The following is a 21455-nucleotide window of genomic DNA, read 5'->3' on the forward strand; positions in this document are numbered from 1 at the left end:
CCCTCCGCAATCGCAACCTCCAGATACGCCGGCTCACACCCGTCCAGACATATCGCAACCGCACAAACCTTCGGCACCGGATACACCCGATCATTCGCAAATATCGGCTTCTGTATGTTCATTTTAGTCGTCCTTTCATCTTGGGCAGCCCAACTCGGCTGTCGCCCGGTTGTTCGATTCAGTTGCGATTACTTGGCGCGGTTCACGGCGGCGCGCAGCCAACCCGAGAGAAACTCGGCGATCAGCACCATCACCACGATCGACAGGATGATTGCCGCGACCCGCAGGTTTTCAAGCTGCTGGACGTTGCGCTTGAGATACCAGCCCATGCCGCCGCCGCCGAAGAAGCCCACCACGGTCGCGGCGCGAAAGGCCACGTCCCAAGTGTAGATGGCGATGCCGGTGAAGGCGACACGCACCTGCGGCACGACGGCGTAGATGAAAACCTGGAACGGGTTGGCCCCTGCCGCGCGCATCGCTTCGACCGGTCCCATCTCAATGGCCTCGATTTCATCGGCGAAGAGCTTGCCGGCGAAACCGATGCAGAACATCGTGAGCGCGCTGACACCCGCAAGCATCCCGAAGCCCAGAACCGAGACGAAGAGGATGGTCCAGATGGTCTCATGGATGGCCCGGCAGGAGATCACGCCGAGGCGGCCCACCGGGAACAGGATGCGACGCTGGGGGGTGACGTTCCAGGCTGAAAACCATGCCAGCGGAATGGCCAGGCAGACACCGGCAAACCCGCCGAGGAAGGACATCTGCAGCGTGTCCAGGATTGACCCGACATAGCCCCAGTCCAGCACGTATTCGAGATCGGGCGGGTAATAGCGATCCCCGACGACGCCCACGAACCGGCCCAGTGCGCCAAAGAGCAGGGCAATGTCGACATTCAGGAAGTGCAGCGAATAGCCCAGGAAAAGAAGGATGAGCAGCAGCGTCCCGTGCTTGTAGAGCGATTCAGGATACCTGTAGCGCGACCATTGCGGTGTTTCCTTCGTGGTGTCGACCGCATCGGGAGTGGTGGTGTGTTCGATCATGGCCATCTCCTCAAATCACGGCTTTGCGCAGGTAGTGCGAGATCACTTCGCCCAGAAGGATCAGCAGCAGGATGGCGACGATGACCATCGAGACACCGCCATAGTTGAAGCTGTTCATCTGGCGGAAGAAGAGCAGCCCGAGGCCACCGGCGCCGACCAGCCCCATCACCGCCGAACGGCGAATGTTGATGTCCCATTCGAAGATCACCGTGGCCAGCACCACAGGATAGATCTGCGGCAGGATGCCGTAATACATCACCTGAAACTGGTTGCCGCCGACGGCGCGGATCGCCTCGACCGGCTTGGCGTCGATATTCTCGATCGCCTCGGCGGTGATCTTCGAAATGAACCCGACGGAACGCATGGCGATGGCCAGGATGCCCGGCAGCGCGCCAAGTCCCACGGCGCTGACGAAGATGAGCGCCCAGACGATTTCATGTACCGAGCGGCTGAGCACCATCAGGAAGCGGCCAAGCGGGTAGAAGATGGTCTTGCTGGGCGTTACGTTTGCCGCGCCCAGCCAGGCGACCGGCAGGGAAAAGAAACATCCCAGGACGGTCCCCACGCAGGCCATCATGAAGGTCTCAAGCGTCGGGATGATCAATTCGGGCAAGAGACCCAGATCCAGGCTGAAATAGCGGCCGATCGAGGCCCATATGCCGTTTCGGCCGCCAATCCGGGACCAGTCCGTATCTTCGATGATGGTGCCCTGAAGGCACCAGCCGATGAAGATCAGCACAAGCGCCCAGATCAGGCCCATCTTGAGGAAACGCTTGCGGCGCAGATCGCCCTGAAGCTCGAGCGCCGCCGGGGAGATGTCAATCGAGGCCATGATCAGAGCACCTCCATCTCGTAGATGACGTCCAGATCCTCATCGCGCATGGTCTCGGTGGCGCCATCGAATTTCTTGTAGCCGTCCTGCAAGCCGATGATCCGGTTGCAGAATTCCTTGGCCAGTTGCACATCGTGGATATTGCACAGCGCCGGCACCTTGAGTTCGCGCGCGATATCGCGGATGAGCGCCATCACTTCGCGCGAAATCTTGGGATCAAGCGCCGAGGTCGGCTCGTCCAGCAACAAGAGCTTCGGGCGCTGCATCAGGGCGCGGGCGATGCCGACCCGTTGGCGCTGTCCGCCACTGAGCTCGTCCGCGCGCTTGTTGATATGATCGCTCAGCCCCACCCGGTCGAGGTAGTAAAGCGCCTGCTTCACGTCTTCCTGCGGAAAGGCCCGAAAGAAGGAACGGATGTTGCCCGTGTATCCCAGCCGGCCCGACAGCACGTTGTCCATCACCGACATGCGGTTGATCAGGTTGAATTCCTGAAAGATCATGCCGACATCGCGACGCAGCTTGCGCAGCTGCTTGACGTTCAGGGCGCAGACATCCTGACCCAGAAGATGAATGCTGCCGGCGGATGGTTCGACCAGGCGATTGACGCAGCGGATCAATGTGGACTTACCCGCGCCGCTCGGGCCGATAATCGCCAGAAAGTCGTCGTCCAGAACTTCAAAATCGATGCCCTTGAGAATTTCGGGACCCTTTGCACTGTAACGGACTTTCAGTTCTTTGACGGTCAGTACAGCCATGTCTCTCCTCCATTGGGTTGCCCTGACCCGCCAGGCGCAGGTCAGGCCAATTTCCTGATTAGTTCTTGGCGTCCTTCGCCGCCTTGAGGGCGCGGATGATGTCGTAATCCGCATCCGTCATCGCAACAAATTTGCTGGCGTTCACGTTCTTGAGGTACTCCCTGCCCTCATCGCTTTCGTTCAGCGTCAGGAACGCGCCCTTGATCTGTTCAACGAGGTCATCGCAGAGCTTACCAGAAACGACGAACGGATCCTGTGGAATAACGGGCGAGGACCAGATCAGGTTGTAATCTTCCATTTTCGCCAGGCCGCGGTCGATCACGTTGTCCAGGCGGTGGGTCGCGACAAAGGCGACGTCAACCTGTTCCTCAAGCACCGCGATGGCCGACAGGTCATGACCGCCAGTATAGACGACGCGGCTGAAATGATCTTCGAGCTGCGCCCCGATCACATCGGTGAAGGACACGCGCGGCAACAGGTTGCCCGAGGTCGAGGCCGGATCGGTCAGGCCGACGATCTTGCCCTCCAGATCCTCGATCTTCTCGATGCCCGAATCCGAACGTGACACCAGCACGGCCTTGTAGCCCGGCCCTTCCTCCTGGAAATGCCCCTTGTGCTTGGCATAGGTGGCGAAGACCTTGAGAGAGGGGTCCTTTTCCTGCGCGATCACGTAGGAATAGGGGCCGTGCATCCCGATATCGACGAACCCGCCCAGCATCGCCTCGACCACCGAAGCGTAGGAGGTGGGCAGGAAGAATTCGACCTCTTTGCCGGTCGCGGATTTGAGCTGGTTCACCATCGGCTGGTACAGCGACAACTCCTGCGTGGTTTCCTCGGTCGGGATCATCGAAAAGCGCAGAACGTCGGGGTTCTTGCACTCTTCGGCGGCGGCGATACCCGCGGCGGCAATCGCCACACCGGAAATCGCCAGCTTGATCGCGTTTGTCAGTTTCATTTCATTCTCCTTGAGTTGGTTGCAATCTGGCGGGTTTTTCCCGCCTTATCGTTCACGCCGCTGTCAGGCGGATGACATCCTGCTGCTCAGCGGCCGCGATGAAGTTTTCCTTGGTACCGATGAAGTTCCTGCCGCGCTCTCCGGCGAAGGCTTCGTCGATGATGTCTGCGCATCGCTGGTGCGGAATGCCGTGATCGGCAAATCTTGTGCCAACGCCCAGGCTGTTGAGGAATTCCGCCAGTTGGTCGGCGCCGGCACTCAGATCCGGCCCGAAAATCTCTTTGAGCGCCGCCTCGCGAAAACCACCCATGCCGATGACCGAACGCAGCACCGTGGGCAGGGTGAACGAGCAGGCAATGCCGTGCTGCACACCCCAGCCAAGCGTGATCGGGTAAGACAGGTTGTGCGCGATCGCGGTCTTGGTGTTGGAAAAGGCAAGCCCGGCGCAAAGCGAGGCTTCGGCCATGTCGCTGCGCAGGTCCAGATTGCCCGGGTCACGCATCACCTTGGGCAGCGATTGCAAGATCAGTCTGGAGGCTGCAACCGCATGGCGCGCCGATACCGGGTTTGCGTTGACGTTCCAGATGCTTTCGAAAGAATGCGACAGCGCATCGAGGCCTGTCGCCATGGTAAGCCCGACGGGCTTTCCCAGCATGAGTTCGGGGTCAATCAGGGCCGTTTCCGGATAGAGGCGCGGATGCGCGAGAGAGTATTTCTTGCCCTGGCTTTCGTTCCAGACAGTCGCCCAGCAGGTGACTTCGCTGCCGGTGCCCGCAGTAGTGGGGACGGCGATGATCGGCAGGAAAGTCAGCGCATCCGCGCCGTCCTTGGTTTCCAGGAAACGCGCGACATTGCCAAAGTCTCCATTTGCCGCCGCAAAAACCTTGGCCGAGTCAATGACCGAGCCGCCGCCCAGGGCAACGATCACGTCGATCTCCTTTCCGGCCTGGGCAAAGCGCGCACTTTGTTCGCTCAGGAGTTCGTAGTCGGGATTTGGTGCCACGTCATCGATCGTCAGGGCCGGAGCGCCCGCCGATGCTTCCAGCCGGCAGGCAAGTTCGGCGAAATGTGGCTCGGGATAGGTCACCAGCGCATAGCGGCGTCCGGCGATCAGATCGGTCAGCGTTTTGAATTCGCCAGAGCCAAAGATCACGGCTACCGGATTGCTGTATGTCCACATAACGTCCCTCATGCCCAATGTGTCACGAACCAGATCGACTGTTAGGCAGGCAGTGTGGAGCGAAACAAAATATATAACAAATTGATTGTTTATATAATAACTATATACTGGGTGAATGCTAAAGATGGCCCTCAGATCATTCCACGCCGTTGCCCGATACGGCGGCTTTTCCAGCGCGGCAAATGCCCTGCATATCAGCCAGCCCACGTTGTCCACGCAGGTAAAGGCACTTGAGGACAGATACGGCGTCGATCTGTTCAGGCGGTTCGGGCGCAAGGTTGAGTTGACCGTCTCGGGACGGGAGCTGTTCGAGATCACCTCGCGGCTGGACCAGGCCGAGCAGGACGCGGAAAACCTGCTCGACTCGTTTCGCGGCTTCAACGCGGGCAAGCTCAATATCGCGGCGGTGGGGCCGTTTCATGCCACGGACATGATCGTGGCCTACAAACAGAAATACCCCCTGATCGACATCGAGGTACGCTTCGGCAATTCGAGCCGCTGTTTCGAGAGAATCCTGGCGTTCGAGGCGGATGTCGGCATCATCGCCGAAGTACCCTCGGACCCGCGTGTGAAGACTCTGCCCTACAGCGTGCACGAGGTGGTGATCTTCGTGAATTCGGACCATCCGTTTTTCGATCGGGACAGTATCTCGCTTGCCGAGCTCGAAGGCCAGAAGGTGATCCGGCGCGAAGCCGGGTCAACCACCCGCATGGCGATCGAGAACGTCCTGGAACAGCACCGCATCGGGGTGGAAACGGTTCTGGAACTTGGCAGTCGCGAGGCGATCTGGAAAGCGGTGGAACAGGGGCTGGGGCTGGGCTTCGTCGCCGATTTCGAATTCGTGCCGCACCCCAACCTGCGCGCGATTCAAATCTCTGACGTGCAGGTTCAGACGAAATATTACCTGGCATTCCTGGCCGAACGCCGGCAGTCGCGCCTTATCGACTCGTTCTGCGAGGTCGCGATAAACGATATTCAGGGCAACAAGGTGTGAAGGCGTCCAGTTGTGAAACGCCAAACCGGACCTGCGTCCGGCAGGCGCCGCGCCTATCGGCCTCAGGTCACTTTTTCACGGTTCTGCGGCAACAGAAAGATCGACACGATCAGCAGCCCGAAAACAAGCTCGTAGACCTCCCATTTCCGTTCGACGGTGATGGCTGCAATTACCAGGCTGCCGATCAGCGCCAGCGCCGCATGGCGCAACCCCGGAACAGGCACTGCAAACTTGTCCGCCAGTGCCGAGATCCAGCCGACACGGGGGTAGAGCAGCGGCAGAACCACCAGGTAAAGCAGGATGACAACGGTCAGAACCGGACCAAAGAGATGTTTGGTCAGCGCGACGCCGCCGATCTCGATATTATGCAGGTTGGTCTCGTCCTGCCGGTTGATTTCCTTCATGGCTTCGCTGGTCTCCCAGCCGAAAATGCGCTGCCCCCAGGAAATCTCCTCGCCCGCACCGAAAAAGAACAGCACCGCGTAGAAAAACGTCAGGCTGACCGCCAGGGTGGGCGCGGCGCGGCCCTTCAGCGACAGCGCGTTCCGGATCAGGATCAGGCAGCCCACGAGCAAAGCCAGCGCGGTGCCATATTCTGCGAACCCGTCCTCGGCCGCGAATTTGAAGGTGAAATACTGCTTGTCCCAAAAATAGATCCCGACGGTCAGCATCAGCACGGTGATGATCGTGGACATCAAAGCGCGGTCGATTTTTTCCAGATGCTGCATTGGCGGACCCTCTGCCTGTCTTGGGTGACGATCAGGAGCAGATAGGCGAGCCGGACCGTCGCATCAAGTTTTATCGACAATCCGCACGCAGCGCGGAGCAAACTGCGGTTCTTGGACAATTCCCGCGACCTGTGGCACAGATGGTACCGGGATCACCGGTTCGGTTGACAATCCGGTCGGAGATCGAAAAACCCGAGGCTGGAATATCTCTATTGTCATCCGTCGTATCTTCGGATGTAGTCCGCCACGAAAAGCCACTAGCAAGCCTGGAAAGCGAAACATGCAGTATCTTGCCCCAACCACTGTCGAAGAAGCGGTCAGCGCGCTGGCCGGCCACTCCGGCGATTGCCGAGTCTTGGCCGGGGGCACCGACCTCCTGGTCAGGATGCGCTCGGATATGGCAGACCCCGATGCGGTGATCGACCTCAAGCGCATAGACGCGCTGTGCCAGATCACGCCCGAGAAGGGCGGCTGGCGCATCGGCGCGGCTGTCTCTGGCGCCGAAATGGGCGAGCACGAGGCGCTGGTTGCCGACTGGCCCGGCGTGGTCGAGGCCACCAACCTCATCGGCTCGACCCAGGTTCAGGGCCGCTGCACGATGGCCGGCAACCTGTGCAACGCCTCGCCCGCCGCCGACAGTGTGCCCGCGATGGTCGCCGCGGGGGCGGTGGCGCGGATCGCAGGGCCAAATGGCAGCCGCGATGTACCGGTCGAAGAGATTCCGACAGGGCCGGGCAAGACCTCGCTGAAAAAGGGCGAGCTGATCGAGGCGATATTGCTGCCTGAACGGCCGGAACGGTCGGCGGATGCCTACCTGCGGTTCATCCCGCGCACCGAGATGGATATCGCCGTGGTCGGCTGCGCCGTGTCGCTGACGCTGGACGCTGAGGGCACCTGCACCGCGGCGCGGGTTTCGCTGGGTGCGGTCGCGCCAACGGTGCTGCTGGTGCCCGAGGCGGCGAACGCCCTGATCGGAACAAAAATTGACGATCCGGCGCTAGAGGCGCTGGCGGCCGCCTGTTCGGCGGCGGCAAAACCCATTGATGACAAACGCGGCACGGTCGATTTCCGCGTGCACGTGGCCGGGGTGCTGGCCAGGCGCGCCGCCGTCATTGCCAGGAAACGCGCAGGAGGTGCGGCATGAGCAAGATCCACGTCACAACGTCAGTGAATGGCGACCCGACCGAATTTCTGTGCGAGGCAGATGAAACCCTGCTGGACGCGCTGCGCGACCGGCTGGGGATGACCGGCGCCAAGGAAGGCTGCGGCACCGGCGATTGCGGTGCCTGTTCGATCACCGTCGATGGTCGCCTCGTGTGTTCCTGCCTGATGCTGGGGGCCGAGGCCGAGGGCCACGAGATCGGCACCATCGAGGGCATGGCCGACGGCGATCAGCTGCATCCGCTGCAGCGCAAGTTCATCGAACATGCCGCCCTGCAATGCGGGATCTGCACACCGGGCCTGCTGGTGGCGGCAAAATCGCTGCTTGAACGGAACCCGGACCCGAGCGAGGAAGAAGCAAGGTATTGGCTGGCGGGGAACCTCTGCCGCTGTACCGGCTATGACAAGATCATTCGTGCCGTGATGGATGCGGCGCAGGAAATGCGGGAGGCTTCGTAATGGCACTGGATGACAAGCAGCAATATCAGGCCCGCGAATTCAAGGTGGTGGGCACCAGGGTAAAACGCCCCGATGGCATCGACAAGGTGACGGGCAAGGCCAGGTTTGGCGCAGATATGAGCGCACCGGGCATGCTGGTCGGGCGGGTGCTGCGCAGCCCGCACGCCCATGCGCGCATCGTCTCGATCGATACCTCGGCCGCCGAGGCGCTGGCCGGCGTTCACGCGGTTGTCACACGTGCCGATTTTGACGAAATCACCGGTGACGATGCCACCGCCGACATCCTTGACAACTGCATGGCCGGTGACAAGGCGCTTTATGATGGTCACGCGGTGGCGGCCGTCGCCGCCTCGTCGGCGGCCATCGCCAAGCAGGCGCTGAAACTCATCAAGGTCGATTACGAAGTGCTGCCGCATGTCACCGATGTCGACGCGGCAATGGAAACGGATGCGCCGGCGCTTCACAAGGGCCGCGCCAATGAATCCGTGCCGGCAGGCATGTCGGCAAACGTCCTGTCGCGATACGAGTTCGGCCACGGCGATATCGAGGCCGGGCTGGCCAAAGCCGATCGCGTGCTGGAGCGCACCTTCAGGACCGAGGCCACCCACCAGGGGTATATCGAACCCCATGCCTGCCTTGCGTCGATGGGCGCGGACGGCCAGGCCGATCTGTGGTGCTGCACGCAGGGCCACTACATGGTGCGCAATGTCTGCGCCGCGATCATGGGCATGGAACAGGGTCAGCTGCGGGTGACCGCCTCGGAAATCGGCGGCGGCTTCGGCGGCAAGACCACCGTGTTCCTGGAACCCGTCGCGCTGGCGCTGTCACGCAAGACAAGCCGCCCGGTCAAGATGGTGATGAGCCGCTCTGAGGTGCTGCGCGCCACCGGCCCCACGGCCTCCAGTTCGGTCGATGTGCGCATCGGCATGACCAAGGACGGCCGGATCACCGCCGGTTTTGCCGAATTGCGCTATCAGGGTGGGGCTTATCCGGGATCGCCGGTGGAATTCGGCGCGATGTCGGCCTTTGCGCCCTACGACCTTGAGAACGTCAAGACCATCGGCTGGGACGTGGTGACGAATCGCCCCAAACAGGCGGCCTATCGTGCGCCGGGCGCGCCGATGGCGGCCTATGCGGTGGAAAGCGCCGTTGACGAGTTGGCCAAGGGCTTCGGGCTCGATCCGCTTGCGGTGCGGCTGAAAAACGCCGCGCGGGAAGGCACCAGGGCCAGTTACGGCCCGACCTTCCCGGCGATCGGCCTTGAGGCCACGCTGCGCGCCGCCAAGGATCACCCGCACTGGACCGCGCCGCTGGGCAAGAACCAGGGCCGGGGCGTGGCCTGCGGTTTCTGGTTCAACTTCGGTGGCGATACCTGCGTGTCGCTGAACATCACCCCCGATGGCACCGTGACCGTTTCCGAGGGCAACCCGGATATCGGCGGCTCGCGCGCGTCGATGTCGATGATGGCCGCCGAGGAACTGGGCATCCCCTACGAACAGGTCCGCACCATCGTGGCCGACACCGGATCGCTGGGCCAGAACGAGGTCACGGATGGCAGCCGCGTGACCTTTGCCGTGGGGCTGGCGACGATCGAGGCCGCCCGCGCCGCCAAGCGCGAGATGTGCAAGCGCGCCGCCATGACCTGGGGCATCGACGAAGACGCCGTGAAATGGGAGGACGGCGCCGCCCACCCGGCCGGGGAAAACGCCGGCAAGCACCCGCCCATGACGCTCAAGGAAATTGCGGCGATCGCCTCGAATACCGGCGGGCCGATCGCCGGCCATCACGAGGCCAACCCCGAGGGCGCAGGTGTGAGCTTTGCCACCCATATGGTCGATACCGAGGTCGATCCCGACACTGGCGCGGTCAAGATCCTGCGCTACACGGTCTTCCAGGACGCGGGCAAGGCGGTGCATCCCGACTATGTCGAGGGCCAGTTCCAGGGCGGTGCCGTGCAGGGTATCGGCTGGGCGCTGAACGAGGAATATATCTATGGTGACGATGGCGTGCTGCAGAATGCGGGCTTCCTCGATTACCGTATTCCCGTCGCCTCCGACCTGCCGATGATCGACACGGTCATCCTGGAGATTCCCAACCCGGGCCATCCCTACGGCGTGCGCGGCGTGGGCGAGACCTCGATCGTGCCGCCGCTGGCCGCGGTCGCAAATTCGGTCTCCGAGGCGGCTGGCGTACGCCTGACGCAGTTGCCGATGTCCCCGCCCAGGGTGCTCAGGGCGCTGCAGGCGAAATAGCAGGGGCGCGCAATGGTCAAGGTCAGGATATGGGGCTCGCTTGCGGCCATGACCGACGACCAGACCGAGGTAGAGGTCGAGGCCGCGACCCTGCGCGAATTGCTGGACGGGCTGGCCGGGAATTTTCCCGGCCTGCGCCCGCAACTGGATCGCGGCGTATCCGTTGCCATCGACGGCCGGATATATAACGACAGCTGGTTCACCCCGATCAGGCCCGATAGCGAAGTGGTGTTGCTGGCGCGGCTGAAAGGTGGCTGATTACCTATTGCCCGAAACCGCGTGACCCGTTAAACGAACCGTCGCGCCGCTGTAGCTCAGATGGTAGAGCACGTCATTCGTAATGATGGGGTCGGGGGTTCGAGTCCCTTCAGCGGCACCACAGCATCCCGGCAATTTGATCGCCGGGCGACGTGGGCAGCATTCACCAGTGAAATCTGAATACGGATGCCTCTTTGCCGAGGGTCGTCTCGGTTACTCTTGATGCTAAATGGCAGAAATATTGAATTCATGTGAAAGTTATGCTATATATCTTTCTAAGGAAGGGAATTCACATGTCTGCGCCTGCTGAAAGAATAGATGATGTCAGCCCCGAGCCGGGACGGGTGGTGGCCAAGGCGGTGTTCAATGCGGCCCAGGAACTTGGCCTGTCGCAGCGCGAGCTGGCGCAGGCGATCGGCGTGAGCGAGGCAACGGTTTCGCGCATGAAAGGCGGGGGATATGTCCTGCAGGGCAAGCCTTTCGAGCTGGCAACCTGTTTGATCCGTGTCTTCCGGTCGCTGGATGCGATTGCCGGGGCCGATCCCGACACGATGCGCGGGTGGATCGGCAACGAAAACCATGTTCTGAACGGCATTCCGCGGCAGATGATGATGCAGGCGACCGGCCTGATTGCGGTGATGAACTATCTTGATGCCGCCCGTGCGCCTACCTGACAGCTTCCCACCCTATCGCGGCAATCTCTGGCGGGTGATCGAGGGGCAGTATCGCGCCTCGACCATGCGAATCGTGGATACCGATAACGAACAGTCCGTGCTGGAGGATGTGCTGGAGGCCGCCAAGCCGCCGGTGCCCGCGCCCTGCCGGCATCTGGATTACCAGTTCTGGTCGCCCTTCCGCTATGGCTGCTATCCGCGCGCCTCGCGCTTCAGGCGGGCGGGTCCCACGCCGGGGGTCTGGTACGGGTCCGAAAAGGTGCTGACCGCTGTGGCCGAAAGCATCTGGGGCAGTCTGGCGTTCTTTGCCGCCTCACCCGATACGCCGATGCCGCGATGGCCGGTCGAGCATACGGCGGTGATGGCAGATATCAGGGTAGACAGGTCGATCGACCTGACCGCGCCCGAGATGGCGGATCAGGGCCGCTGGACGGACCCGGACAATTACAGCGACTGCCTGGACCTGGCAGACCGGGTGCGCGCTTCGGGCTGCCAGGCGATCCGCTATAGCTCGGCCCGGCATCCCGATCGCGGGCCGAATGTGGCGGTGCTGGATTGCGCCGGCTTTGCCCAGCCCGCACCGATCTCGACCCAAACCTGGCACCTGATGCTGACGCCACATCTGGTGCGGGCGCATTGCGAAACCCTGCGGCAACGGCACCAGTTCGTCGTCGGCAAAAAGGCCCTGCTGCACCCGGCCTGACGCCACATTTGCCGGGATTGCGCCGTGGCGCTAAGCTGGCGCCGATGACCCAAGACCCCCTGTGCCCATGACCTCTGTTCGGCTGCGGCTGTTGATCCTGGCCCTGTTGCCGCTGATGGTTCTGATGCCGATGCTGCTATTCGTGGCGATTGGCCGCTGGTCGTCCAATTACGATGACGTTCTGATCGCCAATGTCGAAAGCGATCTGCGTATCGCCGAGCAATACATGCAGCGGCTCCTCCTGACCACCGGGGACGATGTCGAAAGCCTGGCGCGCTCGGTCGCCTTTCAAGATGCTGCCGCGTTGCCGGACGCGGTTTTCGCCGCCTATCTCGACCGCAACCGCGCAACATTGCAGCTGGATTTCCTTTATTACCTGCCGCTGGGCAAGGCGCAGGATGCCGCCCGGCAATGGCCCGTGATAAAGACCGCCGTTGCCGGTACAGGCGGCAGCGAGATCGACATCTTCTCGGCCGCGGATCTGGACGCCCTGTCTCCGGACCTGGCGGCACGGGCACGCCTGCCCCTGATCGACACCGAGGCCGCCGTGCCCACCGACCGCACGGTCGAGGACCGCGGGATGGTGATCCATACCGCCACGGATGTACGCGTACCCGGACGGTTGGGGGTGCTTGTCGGAGGCATCCTGCTGAACCGCAACCTCGATTTCATCGATACGATCAACGCGCTGGTCTACCATTCCGAGGGCGCCGAGGAAAAGCGTCAGGGCACCGCAACGCTGTTCCTGGAAGATGTCCGGGTATCGACCAACGTGCGGCTCTTCGAGGGCGCGCGCGCGCTTGGCACCCGCGTCTCGGCCGCGGTCCGCAACAAGGTGCTGGTCGAGGGACAGACCTGGCTGGACAGCGCCTTCGTGGTCAATGACTGGTACATTTCCGGCTACTTGCCCCTGATCGACAGCTTTGGCGAGCGGGTGGGCATGCTTTATGTCGGCTTTCTCGAGGCACCCTTCACCGCCGCCAAGCGCAGCAGCTACATCCTGATCTTCTCTGCCTTCGCGCTGGTTCTGGCACTGACCGCACCGCTGTTCCTGCGTCTGGCCGGGGGCATTTTTTCACCGCTTGAACAGATGACCAAGACGATGGAAAAGGTCGAATCCGGCGAGTTGGGCGCTCGTATCGGCGAAGTGTCTTCGAAGGATGAGATCGGCACTGTTGCCGCGCATCTGGATACGCTTCTGGACCAGGTCCAGGAACGCGACCGCAAGCTGCGCAGCTGGGCGGACGAACTGAACGTTCGGGTTGAACAGCGCACCGCGGAGCTGCGCGAAGCCAATGAAAAGCTCGAATCCACCTACCAGCAACTGGTGATGAGCGAGAAACTTGCCTCGATTGGCGAAATCACCGCCGGGGTCGCGCATGAAATCAACAATCCCGTGGCAGTGATCCAGGGCAATGTTGACGTGATCCGTCAGACGCTGGGCGACGGGGCGCAGCCGGTGATGACCGAACTGGCGCTGATCGACCAGCAGGTGGGGCGGATCAACGCCATCGTCGGCAAACTTCTGCAATTCGCCCGCCCGTCCGAGTTTGGCACCTTCGAGGAGAGCGTCGATGTGGCATCGGTTCTGGATGACTGTCTGGTCCTGGTGGATCATGTCATCTCCAAGGGCGAAATCAGCGTTTCGATTGAGCGTGGCGATGCACCGCCGGTACGGATCAATCCCGGAGAACTGCAGCAGGTCATCATCAACCTGATCATCAACGCCGTTCAGGCCATGCAGGGGCACGGCGCGCTGGACATCTCGGTCACCTCGGCCGGTCGTGATGGCATTGCGGGCGCGCAGCTGGTGATCGCCGATACCGGCCCGGGCATTTCCGAGGAGAAACTCCAGACCGTATTCGATCCGTTCTTTACCACCAAGCTGGGCGAGGGAACCGGCCTGGGCCTGTCGGTCAGCCAGACATTGATCCAGAACGCCAATGGCCTGGTCTCGGTCGCCAACCGCGCCGAAGGCGGGGCGGTGTTCACGGTCTGGCTGCCAAATGACCAGGCCGGCGACGTGGCGGCATGAGCCAAAAAAATCGCCGGGTAACAGCTTGTTAGGCGAAAGCCGGTAAGACAGCGGCTCAGCGCAGTTTCAGTTCCGGTATTGTTTTCGCCATGCAACCAAACCCCAGTTTCCCCTCCTCTTCCGATCCTGTTGTCAGCCTTGGTGAACTTCTGGGCGCACTCAGCCATGCGCTCGACATGGCCGAAGGCAGGCCGCCCGGACATGCGATGCGCTGTTGCTGGATCGGGATGGAGGCCGCGGAGGCGCTTGACCTCACGACCTCGCAGCGGTCGGATCTCTATTTCACCCTGTTGCTCAAGGATCTTGGCGGCAGCGCGAATGCCGCCCATATCTGCCAGCTTTTTCTGACCGATGACATCGGGTTCAAACGAAGTCACAAACTGGTGGACGGCACCGCGCGGCGGGGGCTGGAATTCCTGCTGTCGCATACCGCCTCGGAATCGGGATTTCTCAAGCGTCTCGGAACCGTGAGCAACGTGTTGAGGCATTCCGATGATATCGTCGCCGGCCTGTTCAAGGCCCGTAGCGACCGCGGGGCGGAGCTGGCGCGCGTGATGCGGTTTTCCGAGGATGTGGCAGAGGGAATTGCCAATCTTGACGAGCATTGGAACGGGGGCGGTCGTCCCGCTGGCCTGAACGGGTCCGAAATCCCGCTCTATGCCCGTATCGCCCTGCTGGCGCAGGTGGCCGAGATTTTCAGTTCGGAAACGGGTCACCGGGCCGCGATCTCGGAGTTGCAGAGCCGGGCAGGCGCATGGTTCGATCCCGACCTGGTGCCGGTTTTCGTTGACGTCTTGCAGCGGCCGGGTTTCGCGCAGGCCTTCCACGATCCGGGGCTCGAGGCGCATCTGCTTGCCAGCGAACCCGCCCGCCAGGCCCACCTGGTTGACGAGGATCACCTGGACGAGATCGCCTATGCCTTCGCCAAGGTGATCGATGCCAAGAGCCCATTCACCGCAGGACATTCCGAACGCGTGGCACAGCTGATCAGTACGATCTGCACCGAGATGGGTTACTCTACGGGCCATCGCCGATGGATGATGCGCGCGGGCCTTTTGCACGACATCGGCAAGCTGAGCGTTTCAACCGCGATTCTGGACAAGCCCGGCAAGCTGACCGGCGCCGAATTCGACCAGGTCAAGCTTCACCCCCTGTTCAGCCAGCAGATTCTGGGCCGCATTCCGGCATTTCACGACCTGTCGATCACCGCCGCGGCCCATCACGAACGGCTTGACGGCAAAGGGTATCCATACGGCATGACCGCCGCACATCTGACGCGGGACATGCGGGTTCTTTCCGTGGCGGATATCTTCGACGCGCTGACGTCAGAGCGTCCCTACCGCCCGGCCCTGCCCCTCGAAAAGGTCTGCACGATCATGGATCAGATGGTCGGCCACGCCATCGACATCGATTGCTATGCCGCCCTGCAAACGGCCATCGCCAACAGCTGAGCATGGCCGCGCCGATCGCTTACATCTGGAATCCGGGGGTCGAGCGGGAGATGCCGGCCTCTTCCTCCGTCATATCCTCGGGGATGCCCTCGAAGAGCGGCGTGGTCATGTACCGCTCACCGGTATCGGGCAGCATCGCCAGGATCACCGTGCCCGGCTCGGCCTGTTCGGCGATGCCCATCGCGACCGCAAAGGTCGACCCGCCGGACACGCCGGTAAAGATACCCTCCTTGCTGGCCAATTCCCGCGCCCATTTGATCCCTTCCGGCCCTGATACCGGGATCAGGTCATCGTAGAACCCGGCATCGATCGCCTCCTGCAGCACCAGCGGAATGAAATCGGGCGTCCAGCCCTGAATCGGGTGCGGTTCGAACTCCGGGTGGCTGACTGCTGGCGCACCATCGTCCAGCCGTTCCTGCGGGTGGCCACTGCTGACCAGCGCCGCATTGGCCGGTTCGGACAGGATGATCCTGGTTTCCGGGCGTTCCTTGCGCAGAACCCGGCCAATACCGGTCACGGTGCCGCCCGTGCCATAGCCGGTAACCACATAGTCCAGACGCTCGTCCGCGAAATCCGCCATGATTTCCCGTGCGGTGGTGGTCTCGTGAATCGCCGCGTTGGCATCGGTCTCGAATTGGTGCGCCAGGAACCAGCCATGTGTCTCGGCCAGTTCCACCGCCTTCTTGTACATGCCGAAACCCTTCTCGGCCCGTGGCGTCAGCACCACCTTTGCCCCCAGCATCCGCATCAGGCGGCGGCGCTCGATCGAGAAGCTGTCGGCCATTGTCACCACCAGCGGATAGCCCTTCTGCGCACAGACCATCGCCAGCCCGATACCGGTGTTGCCGCTGGTCGCCTCCACCACCGTCTGCCCCGGCTTCAGGGCGCCGCTTCGTTCAGCCTCTTCGATGATGTTGACCGCAAGCCGGTCCTTGACCGAGGCCGCCGGGTTGAACGCCTCGGCCTTGACATACATGCGCACGCCCTCGGGCGCGAGGTTGTTCACCCGGATCACCGGCGTATCGCCGATTGTATCCAGCACGCTATCGAACAGCCGGCCGCGCCCATTGGTGCGGCGAATACCATTTTCTGCCATCTTGTCCCCCTTATCCGGTACCGCAGTCGGCCCGAGCCTACCGGATCACGGCGCACATCGCCAGCCACCTAGGGCGCTCCGTTTCAACCGCAGACAAGGCGCCGTGCCACCGGTGTGATCATGAAAGCCTCCAGTGCCTGCAGGAAAACAGAAACGGGCTTGCGCGGACGCCCCTGCACATGCCCGGCAAACAGTTGCAGTTGCGGCAGGCCCGGCTCAAGCGGCAGGGCGCAGAGATCGTCGCCGCCATAGCTGACATCGATCAGCGGTTTCATCGACAGAACCGCAACCCCGGCTCCGGCCCCGACCAGGCTGCGGACCATTTCCGTGCTGTCGACCCGCGCCACGATGTCGGGTTTCAGGCCATGTTGCCGGAACAGGCGCTCCAGATAGGGCCGCGCCAGGGGGCGGTCCAACTGGATGATCGGGCAGGCCGCCGTCGCCGCCAATGTCACCTGCCCGCCCGCCGCCAGCGCATGCCCCGCAGGCGCCAGGACATAGGGCGGAAGATCGCATAGCGGATGGATCGCGATCCCGCTGCGCAGATCCTGCCCGGCAAACAGGATCACATCCAGCTTTCCGCTCAACAGAGCCTCCTGCGCGCTGTCGTTATCGTGTTCGTGGATCTCCAGGTTCAGCGACGGGTTTTCCCGCAGGATCGGGCGCAGAACCGCGGGCAGGAAGGCCGGCGCCACCGGCGCGTAATAGCCGATGCGCAACGTGCCGCTCAGTGTCTGGGCCAGGGCGCGGCCGTGATCCATCACCTCGGCGTAATCTTCCAGCAAATGCCGGAAGCGCGCGGCAATCTCGCGCCCCTCGGCGGTGGCCGCGATCCCCCGCGCCCGCGTCCGGATCAACAGATCCGCGCCGAATTCAGCTTCGACCTGATCCAGCGCGGCGGCAACCGCCGATGCCGCCAGGTTGAGCGACCGCGCCGCGCCGGTGATCGACCCGTGGTCAACCGTCGCCACGAAGGCGCGCAAGGCACGAAGGGACAGGCGAAGATCAGGTTGCATCAAAGTCTCCTCGGAAATTCAGATATCAGTTATCATATAATTCTGTTTTTCCAATATTGGCATCCGTGGCAGACTGATCGGTGATTGTCAGGAGAGCGACATGCAGAACCGCGAAGAAACCCCGGCCCTGCCCGGCTGGCACCATACGCCCGACGTGCCGATCCAGGTATCGCCCTTCTTCAACTGGCCACCCGATCCGCGACGCATGGCATCCTGGGTGGCGGCACGCTGGCTGTCGCTGGCGGAAAACGTCATTGTCCTCGGCATTGCATCGGTCAGCTGGGTGTGGCTGTCCCCCTCACTCGAAACCACGGCAACGCTGGCGCCGGGATGGGTGCTGGGCATCTGGCTGCGTAACCTTGCGCTGATGCTGCTGATCGCCGGCGGGCTTCACTGGTTCTTCTACATGCGCAAGGGTCAGCAGATGCGCCTGAAATTTGACAAGCGAGACCTGATGCTGAAGGGCAGGCAGTTCAGCTTTGGTGGGCAGGTGCGCGATAACATGTTCTGGTCGATGACCAGTGGCGTCGGCAGCTGGACGGGTTACGAGGTGCTGATGCTCTGGGCGATGGGTAACGGCTGGGCGCCGGTACTGTCATTCGGCGCGCATCCGATCTGGTTCATCCTGCTCCTTCTGCTGACCCCGGTGTGGATCTCCTTCCATTTCTACTGGGTCCACCGGGCGCTGCACTGGGGGCCGCTCTATCGCCTGGCCCACGCGCTGCACCACCGCAATGTCAATGTCGGGCCGTGGTCCGGTCTGTCGATGCACCCGGTCGAACACGTGATCTTCTTCAGCGCCATCCTGATCCATTTCATCATCCCCGCGCACCCGCTGCACATCCTCTTTCACCTCAAGCACCAGTCGCTGACGGCAGTCACCTCCCATACAGGGTTTGAAAACCTGCTCGTGAAAGACAAGAAACGGCTGGCGCTCGGCACCTTTCACCACCAGATGCATCACCGCTATTTCGAGGTGAATTACGGCAATCTCGAGATGCCCTGGGACAAGTGGTTCGGATCGTTCCATGATGGCACGCCCGGAGCTCATGAGCGGCTGAAGGAACGCCGCCAGCGGCGCGCCTGATCGCTCTGATCCCCGAAAAGGCGTTCGCGCCGCTCACCCGGATGCGCTTTGCGCTCGGGCCGCGCAGGCCTTGGGGCGCTGCCCCAAACCCCGGAGTATTTCAGGCAAGATGAAAAAGGACGCCCTGCTTCAGCTTGCTGCAAATACTCCTGCCGGAGGCAGTAGCGTTTCTGTCCAAGGCGCCAGGTTGGCAAGACGCGTCACCGCGGCGGCGAGCGCCCCGAGGAGGAGGCCGAAGGCCGACAACGAGAGATACTGCGTGCGCGGAAGCGCGCTCAATCCGGCAGTGGGCGCTAGTCCCGTCGCTTGGCCCGCAAGGTGGGATCTTCCTTCGTCGGATCTTCTGGCCAGGGGTGCTTGGGGTAGCGCCCGCGCATTTCCTTGCGCACATCTGCGTAGGATGAGGCCCAGAAACCGGGGATGTCCATCGTCGTCTGCAAGGGCCGGCCCGCCGGGGACAGGAGCGTGACCCGCAACGGCGTTCGCCCCACGGCGGGATGTTCGACCTGCCCGAACATCTCTTGCAGGCGCAGGCTGATTTCCGGCGCCTCGCCACTGTAGTCGATGGGAATCCTGCGACCGAGGGGCGTGGTGAAGTGCGCCGGCGCGGCGCGGTCCACTTCCTGCATTCGGGTCCAGTCGAGCCGCGCGCGCAGCGCGTCGAGCATCTCAAATCTTTTCCAGTCCTGCGCCGTTGTCAGACCGTCCAGATAGGGCAAAAGCCAGGTCTCCAGTTCGGCGATCAGCGTGGCCTCGCTCATATCCGGCAGATCGTGGCCGGCCTCGCGCAACAGCTCGACACGCGCAACAAATCGGCGGGCCGCACCGGTCCAGTTCAGGCCCAGATCCTGCACCCCGTCCAGCATCGCGCGAGCCACTGCCTCCGTCGGGGCACCCTTCCATTGGCGGTCGTCCAATACCAGGGCACCGAAACATTCCTGCCGCCGGGCGATCACGCGGCGCTCGCGCCGTGACCATCGGCAGCTTTCCATCCATCTGATCTGGCTGGCGAAAAGCCCGCGCAATTCGCTTTCGGAAATGGCGATCGCCTGGCGGATGCGCGCATCTTGCGGGTCGCCATCCTGATCGGTCACGACAATCAGTCGCGTGGCGGACAGATCATCGCCATCGGGCAGCACTGCCCCCTTGCCGCCGGACAAGACATAGCGCGGAGCATCTCCCTTGCGACGCAGACCCACGCGATCGGGATAGGCCAGCGCGGCCATTTCGGCATCGCTGAACTGCCCGCCGCCAGCGGCCCGCGGCGCCAGCCGTTTCGCCTCGGCGCGGATACGCTCGACCGCGCCGCGAGAAACCTGCCACGGGTGCCTGTCGGAATAGCCGCGGAAATCCCGCAGGGCCAGCAGGCGCAGGGACAGGTCCACCGGCGCTCCGCGTGGCAGCGGATCGCGATCTGCCAGCAGCGCCGCCAGAGGTGCGGCATCTGGCCCCGCCACGGTCAGCATATGCGCCAGCCGCGGATGCAGGGGCAGCGCCGCCAGATCGCGGCCGTGTTGGGTAATCCGGTTGTCGCCATCCAGCGCGCCCAGCATCCTCAGCAGCGCCTTTGCCTCGGCAAATCCGCCGGGATTGGGCTGCGTCAGAAACGGCATGTCCTGCGGATTGCTGCCCCACAGTGCCAGTTCCAGCGCCAGGCCAGCTAGGTCCGCGGCTTCGATCTCGGCCGGGGGATAAGCGTGCAATGCCCCTTCCTCGCCCCGTGTCCAGAGCCGGTAGCAGGTGCCTTTGGCCACACGCCCTGCCCGGCCCGCGCGTTGCGTCGCTTCGGCCCGCGTCACCGGTTCCGTGACCAGCCGCGACATCCCGCTGGCCGGATCGAAACGCGCCCGCCGCGCCCGCCCGCCATCGACCACCACGCGGATGTCCTCGATGGTCAGCGAGGTTTCGGCGATCGACGTGGCCAGCACGACCTTGCGCCCGTCGCGGCACGGCGCAATCGCCGCCTGCTGCGCCGCGAACCCCATTGCACCGAAGAGAGGGCGGATATGGCACTCCGCCGGCAGGCGCGTCTTGAGCAACGTCTCGACGCGGCGAATCTCACCCTCGCCGGGCAGGAAGACCAGAACGCCGCCCTCGGTTTCGGCCACCGCCTGCGCGACCAGATCCGAAACCGCCTGTTCGTATCGCTGTTGTTTTGGCACCGGCCTGTCCAGCCACACCGTTTCCACCGCGAAACTGCGTCCTTCCGAGGTGACCATCGGCGCATCACCCATCAACGCCGCCACCGGCGCCGCATCCAGCGTCGCCGACATTGCCAGCAGCAACAGATCGTCGCGCAGCGCGCCGGCGATTTCCAGGCACAAGGCCAAACCCAGATCGGCGTTCAGGGACCGTTCGTGAAATTCATCAAAAATCACCGCGCCCACACCGGCAAGTTCCGGGTCGGACTGGATCATGCGGGTCAGGATGCCTTCGGTCACCACCTCGATCCGGGTCCGGCGCGACACCTTCGCGTCACCGCGCACCCGGTATCCCACGGTCTGGCCGGCCGCCTCTCCCAGGGTTTCGGCCATGCGTTCCGCGGCGGCGCGGGCAGCCAGGCGGCGCGGTTCCAGCATCAGGATACGGCCCCGGCACAGGTCGGCCCCGAGCATCGCCAGCGGCACCACCGTTGTCTTGCCAGCGCCCGGCGGGGCCTGCAACACGGCACGGCCGCGCGACCGCAGGGCGGCGATCAGGGGCGCAAGCGCATCACGGATGGGCAAATCAGCCTTCATGTCCCGCTTATCGGCCAATTGCGCGACCTTTTCCACCGCCG

At 62.9% G+C, this 21455-nt stretch carries 19 protein-coding genes and 1 tRNA gene; 11 read left to right on the forward strand and 9 right to left on the reverse strand.

Annotated features, from left to right (window positions below):
* Positions 1 to 188: 188 nt before the first annotated feature.
* Genes AAFO92_RS18755 through psrA form a run of 5 tightly spaced genes read right to left on the reverse strand, consistent with a single transcriptional unit; the run spans position 189 to position 4762 of the window.
* Positions 189 to 1040 carry an ABC transporter permease subunit gene (locus tag AAFO92_RS18755; RefSeq protein ID WP_347537768.1) on the reverse strand — a complete coding sequence of 284 codons (852 nt, stop codon included), beginning with the start codon at positions 1038 to 1040 and terminating at the stop codon, positions 189 to 191.
* A gap of 10 nt (positions 1041 to 1050) precedes the next feature.
* Positions 1051 to 1872, reverse strand: a complete 822-nt coding sequence (gene phnE / locus AAFO92_RS18760) for a phosphonate ABC transporter, permease protein PhnE (RefSeq protein WP_347537770.1) — start codon at positions 1870 to 1872, stop codon at positions 1051 to 1053.
* Positions 1873 to 1874: 2 nt separating this feature from the next.
* Positions 1875 to 2627, reverse strand: coding sequence for a phosphonate ABC transporter ATP-binding protein (gene phnC, locus AAFO92_RS18765; RefSeq protein ID WP_347537772.1), 753 nt, complete (start codon positions 2625 to 2627; stop codon positions 1875 to 1877).
* Between the two features lie 58 nt (positions 2628 to 2685).
* Positions 2686 to 3582: a phosphate/phosphite/phosphonate ABC transporter substrate-binding protein gene (locus AAFO92_RS18770; protein WP_347537774.1), complete on the reverse strand. Its 897-nt coding sequence runs from the start codon at positions 3580 to 3582 to the stop codon at positions 2686 to 2688.
* Between the two features lie 52 nt (positions 3583 to 3634).
* A complete protein-coding gene (psrA, locus tag AAFO92_RS18775) occupies positions 3635 to 4762 on the reverse strand; it encodes an iron-containing alcohol dehydrogenase PsrA (RefSeq protein WP_347537776.1) in 1128 nt (375 codons plus the stop codon).
* Between the two features lie 124 nt (positions 4763 to 4886).
* Between psrA and AAFO92_RS18780 the strand changes: the two genes are divergently transcribed.
* Positions 4887 to 5756, forward strand: coding sequence for a LysR substrate-binding domain-containing protein (locus AAFO92_RS18780; protein ID WP_347537778.1), 870 nt, complete (start codon positions 4887 to 4889; stop codon positions 5754 to 5756).
* Positions 5757 to 5818: 62 nt separating this feature from the next.
* Here AAFO92_RS18780 and AAFO92_RS18785 read toward each other — a convergent pair whose 3' ends face one another.
* Positions 5819 to 6484: a hypothetical protein gene (locus AAFO92_RS18785; protein WP_347537780.1), complete on the reverse strand. Its 666-nt coding sequence runs from the start codon at positions 6482 to 6484 to the stop codon at positions 5819 to 5821.
* Between the two features lie 280 nt (positions 6485 to 6764).
* Here AAFO92_RS18785 and AAFO92_RS18790 point away from each other — a divergent pair, with 280 nt between their 5' ends.
* The 9 genes from AAFO92_RS18790 (at position 6765) to AAFO92_RS18830 (ending at position 15477) form a co-directional block, all read left to right on the forward strand.
* Positions 6765 to 7628, forward strand: coding sequence for a xanthine dehydrogenase family protein subunit M (locus tag AAFO92_RS18790; RefSeq protein ID WP_347537782.1), 864 nt, complete (start codon positions 6765 to 6767; stop codon positions 7626 to 7628).
* Positions 7625 to 8104, forward strand: coding sequence for a (2Fe-2S)-binding protein (locus AAFO92_RS18795; protein WP_347537784.1), 480 nt, complete (start codon positions 7625 to 7627; stop codon positions 8102 to 8104). The genes AAFO92_RS18790 and AAFO92_RS18795 overlap by 4 nt, the downstream gene beginning before the upstream one ends.
* Positions 8104 to 10356, forward strand: a complete 2253-nt coding sequence (locus tag AAFO92_RS18800) for a xanthine dehydrogenase family protein molybdopterin-binding subunit (RefSeq protein WP_347537786.1) — start codon at positions 8104 to 8106, stop codon at positions 10354 to 10356. Before AAFO92_RS18795 ends, AAFO92_RS18800 begins: the two co-directional genes overlap by 1 nt.
* A gap of 12 nt (positions 10357 to 10368) precedes the next feature.
* Positions 10369 to 10614: a MoaD/ThiS family protein gene (locus tag AAFO92_RS18805; protein WP_347537787.1), complete on the forward strand. Its 246-nt coding sequence runs from the start codon at positions 10369 to 10371 to the stop codon at positions 10612 to 10614.
* 45 nt (positions 10615 to 10659) lie between these two features.
* Positions 10660 to 10735: transfer RNA gene (locus AAFO92_RS18810), tRNA-Thr, on the forward strand.
* Between the two features lie 172 nt (positions 10736 to 10907).
* Positions 10908 to 11288 (forward strand): antitoxin Xre-like helix-turn-helix domain-containing protein, encoded by a 381-nt coding sequence (locus AAFO92_RS18815; protein ID WP_347537789.1) that lies wholly within the window; start codon positions 10908 to 10910, stop codon positions 11286 to 11288.
* Complete coding sequence (locus AAFO92_RS18820; protein WP_347537791.1) at positions 11266 to 11991, forward strand: RES family NAD+ phosphorylase; 726 nt, start codon at positions 11266 to 11268, stop codon at positions 11989 to 11991. Before AAFO92_RS18815 ends, AAFO92_RS18820 begins: the two co-directional genes overlap by 23 nt.
* Before the next feature lie 67 nt (positions 11992 to 12058).
* On the forward strand, positions 12059 to 14026 hold the full coding sequence (locus tag AAFO92_RS18825) for a cache domain-containing protein (protein WP_347537793.1): 1968 nt from the start codon (positions 12059 to 12061) through the stop codon (positions 14024 to 14026).
* Between the two features lie 89 nt (positions 14027 to 14115).
* Positions 14116 to 15477, forward strand: coding sequence for an HD domain-containing phosphohydrolase (locus tag AAFO92_RS18830; protein ID WP_347537794.1), 1362 nt, complete (start codon positions 14116 to 14118; stop codon positions 15475 to 15477).
* Positions 15478 to 15496: 19 nt separating this feature from the next.
* Here the strand turns inward: AAFO92_RS18830 and AAFO92_RS18835 are convergent, their stop codons facing one another.
* Positions 15497 to 16573, reverse strand: coding sequence for a pyridoxal-phosphate dependent enzyme (locus AAFO92_RS18835; RefSeq protein WP_347537796.1), 1077 nt, complete (start codon positions 16571 to 16573; stop codon positions 15497 to 15499).
* Positions 16574 to 16656: 83 nt separating this feature from the next.
* Positions 16657 to 17589: a LysR family transcriptional regulator gene (locus tag AAFO92_RS18840; RefSeq protein ID WP_347537798.1), complete on the reverse strand. Its 933-nt coding sequence runs from the start codon at positions 17587 to 17589 to the stop codon at positions 16657 to 16659.
* A gap of 100 nt (positions 17590 to 17689) precedes the next feature.
* On the opposite strand from AAFO92_RS18840, the gene AAFO92_RS18845 reads away from it, so the two are divergent.
* Positions 17690 to 18676 (forward strand): sterol desaturase family protein, encoded by a 987-nt coding sequence (locus AAFO92_RS18845; RefSeq protein WP_347537800.1) that lies wholly within the window; start codon positions 17690 to 17692, stop codon positions 18674 to 18676.
* A gap of 293 nt (positions 18677 to 18969) precedes the next feature.
* On the opposite strand, the gene hrpB is transcribed toward AAFO92_RS18845, so the two are convergent.
* Positions 18970 to 21414, reverse strand: coding sequence for an ATP-dependent helicase HrpB (gene hrpB, locus AAFO92_RS18850; protein WP_347537802.1), 2445 nt, complete (start codon positions 21412 to 21414; stop codon positions 18970 to 18972).
* Positions 21415 to 21455: the final 41 nt, after the last annotated feature.

The sequence above is a fragment of the Roseovarius sp. CAU 1744 genome (assembly GCF_039839345.1).
Classification (GTDB): domain Bacteria; phylum Pseudomonadota; class Alphaproteobacteria; order Rhodobacterales; family Rhodobacteraceae; genus Roseovarius.

Excerpts from the sequence above, each read along its gene's own strand:
- AAFO92_RS18755 (WP_347537768.1), bottom strand. The coding sequence starts at position 1,040 with ATGATCGAACACACCACCACTCCCGATGCGGTCGACACCACGAAGGAA.
- phnE (WP_347537770.1), bottom strand. The coding sequence starts at position 1,872 with ATGGCCTCGATTGACATCTCCCCGGCGGCGCTCGAGCTTCAGGGCGAT.
- phnC (WP_347537772.1), bottom strand. The coding sequence starts at position 2,627 with ATGGCTGTACTGACCGTCAAAGAACTGAAAGTCCGTTACAGTGCAAAG.
- AAFO92_RS18770 (WP_347537774.1), bottom strand. The coding sequence starts at position 3,582 with ATGAAACTGACAAACGCGATCAAGCTGGCGATTTCCGGTGTGGCGATT.
- psrA (WP_347537776.1), bottom strand. The coding sequence starts at position 4,762 with ATGTGGACATACAGCAATCCGGTAGCCGTGATCTTTGGCTCTGGCGAA.
- AAFO92_RS18780 (WP_347537778.1), top strand. The coding sequence starts at position 4,887 with ATGGCCCTCAGATCATTCCACGCCGTTGCCCGATACGGCGGCTTTTCC.
- AAFO92_RS18785 (WP_347537780.1), bottom strand. The coding sequence starts at position 6,484 with ATGCAGCATCTGGAAAAAATCGACCGCGCTTTGATGTCCACGATCATC.
- AAFO92_RS18790 (WP_347537782.1), top strand. The coding sequence starts at position 6,765 with ATGCAGTATCTTGCCCCAACCACTGTCGAAGAAGCGGTCAGCGCGCTG.
- AAFO92_RS18795 (WP_347537784.1), top strand. The coding sequence starts at position 7,625 with ATGAGCAAGATCCACGTCACAACGTCAGTGAATGGCGACCCGACCGAA.
- AAFO92_RS18800 (WP_347537786.1), top strand. The coding sequence starts at position 8,104 with ATGGCACTGGATGACAAGCAGCAATATCAGGCCCGCGAATTCAAGGTG.
- AAFO92_RS18805 (WP_347537787.1), top strand. The coding sequence starts at position 10,369 with ATGGTCAAGGTCAGGATATGGGGCTCGCTTGCGGCCATGACCGACGAC.
- AAFO92_RS18815 (WP_347537789.1), top strand. The coding sequence starts at position 10,908 with ATGTCTGCGCCTGCTGAAAGAATAGATGATGTCAGCCCCGAGCCGGGA.
- AAFO92_RS18820 (WP_347537791.1), top strand. The coding sequence starts at position 11,266 with ATGCCGCCCGTGCGCCTACCTGACAGCTTCCCACCCTATCGCGGCAAT.
- AAFO92_RS18825 (WP_347537793.1), top strand. The coding sequence starts at position 12,059 with ATGACCTCTGTTCGGCTGCGGCTGTTGATCCTGGCCCTGTTGCCGCTG.
- AAFO92_RS18830 (WP_347537794.1), top strand. The coding sequence starts at position 14,116 with ATGCAACCAAACCCCAGTTTCCCCTCCTCTTCCGATCCTGTTGTCAGC.
- AAFO92_RS18835 (WP_347537796.1), bottom strand. The coding sequence starts at position 16,573 with ATGGCAGAAAATGGTATTCGCCGCACCAATGGGCGCGGCCGGCTGTTC.
- AAFO92_RS18840 (WP_347537798.1), bottom strand. The coding sequence starts at position 17,589 with ATGCAACCTGATCTTCGCCTGTCCCTTCGTGCCTTGCGCGCCTTCGTG.
- AAFO92_RS18845 (WP_347537800.1), top strand. The coding sequence starts at position 17,690 with ATGCAGAACCGCGAAGAAACCCCGGCCCTGCCCGGCTGGCACCATACG.
- hrpB (WP_347537802.1), bottom strand. The coding sequence starts at position 21,414 with ATGAAGGCTGATTTGCCCATCCGTGATGCGCTTGCGCCCCTGATCGCC.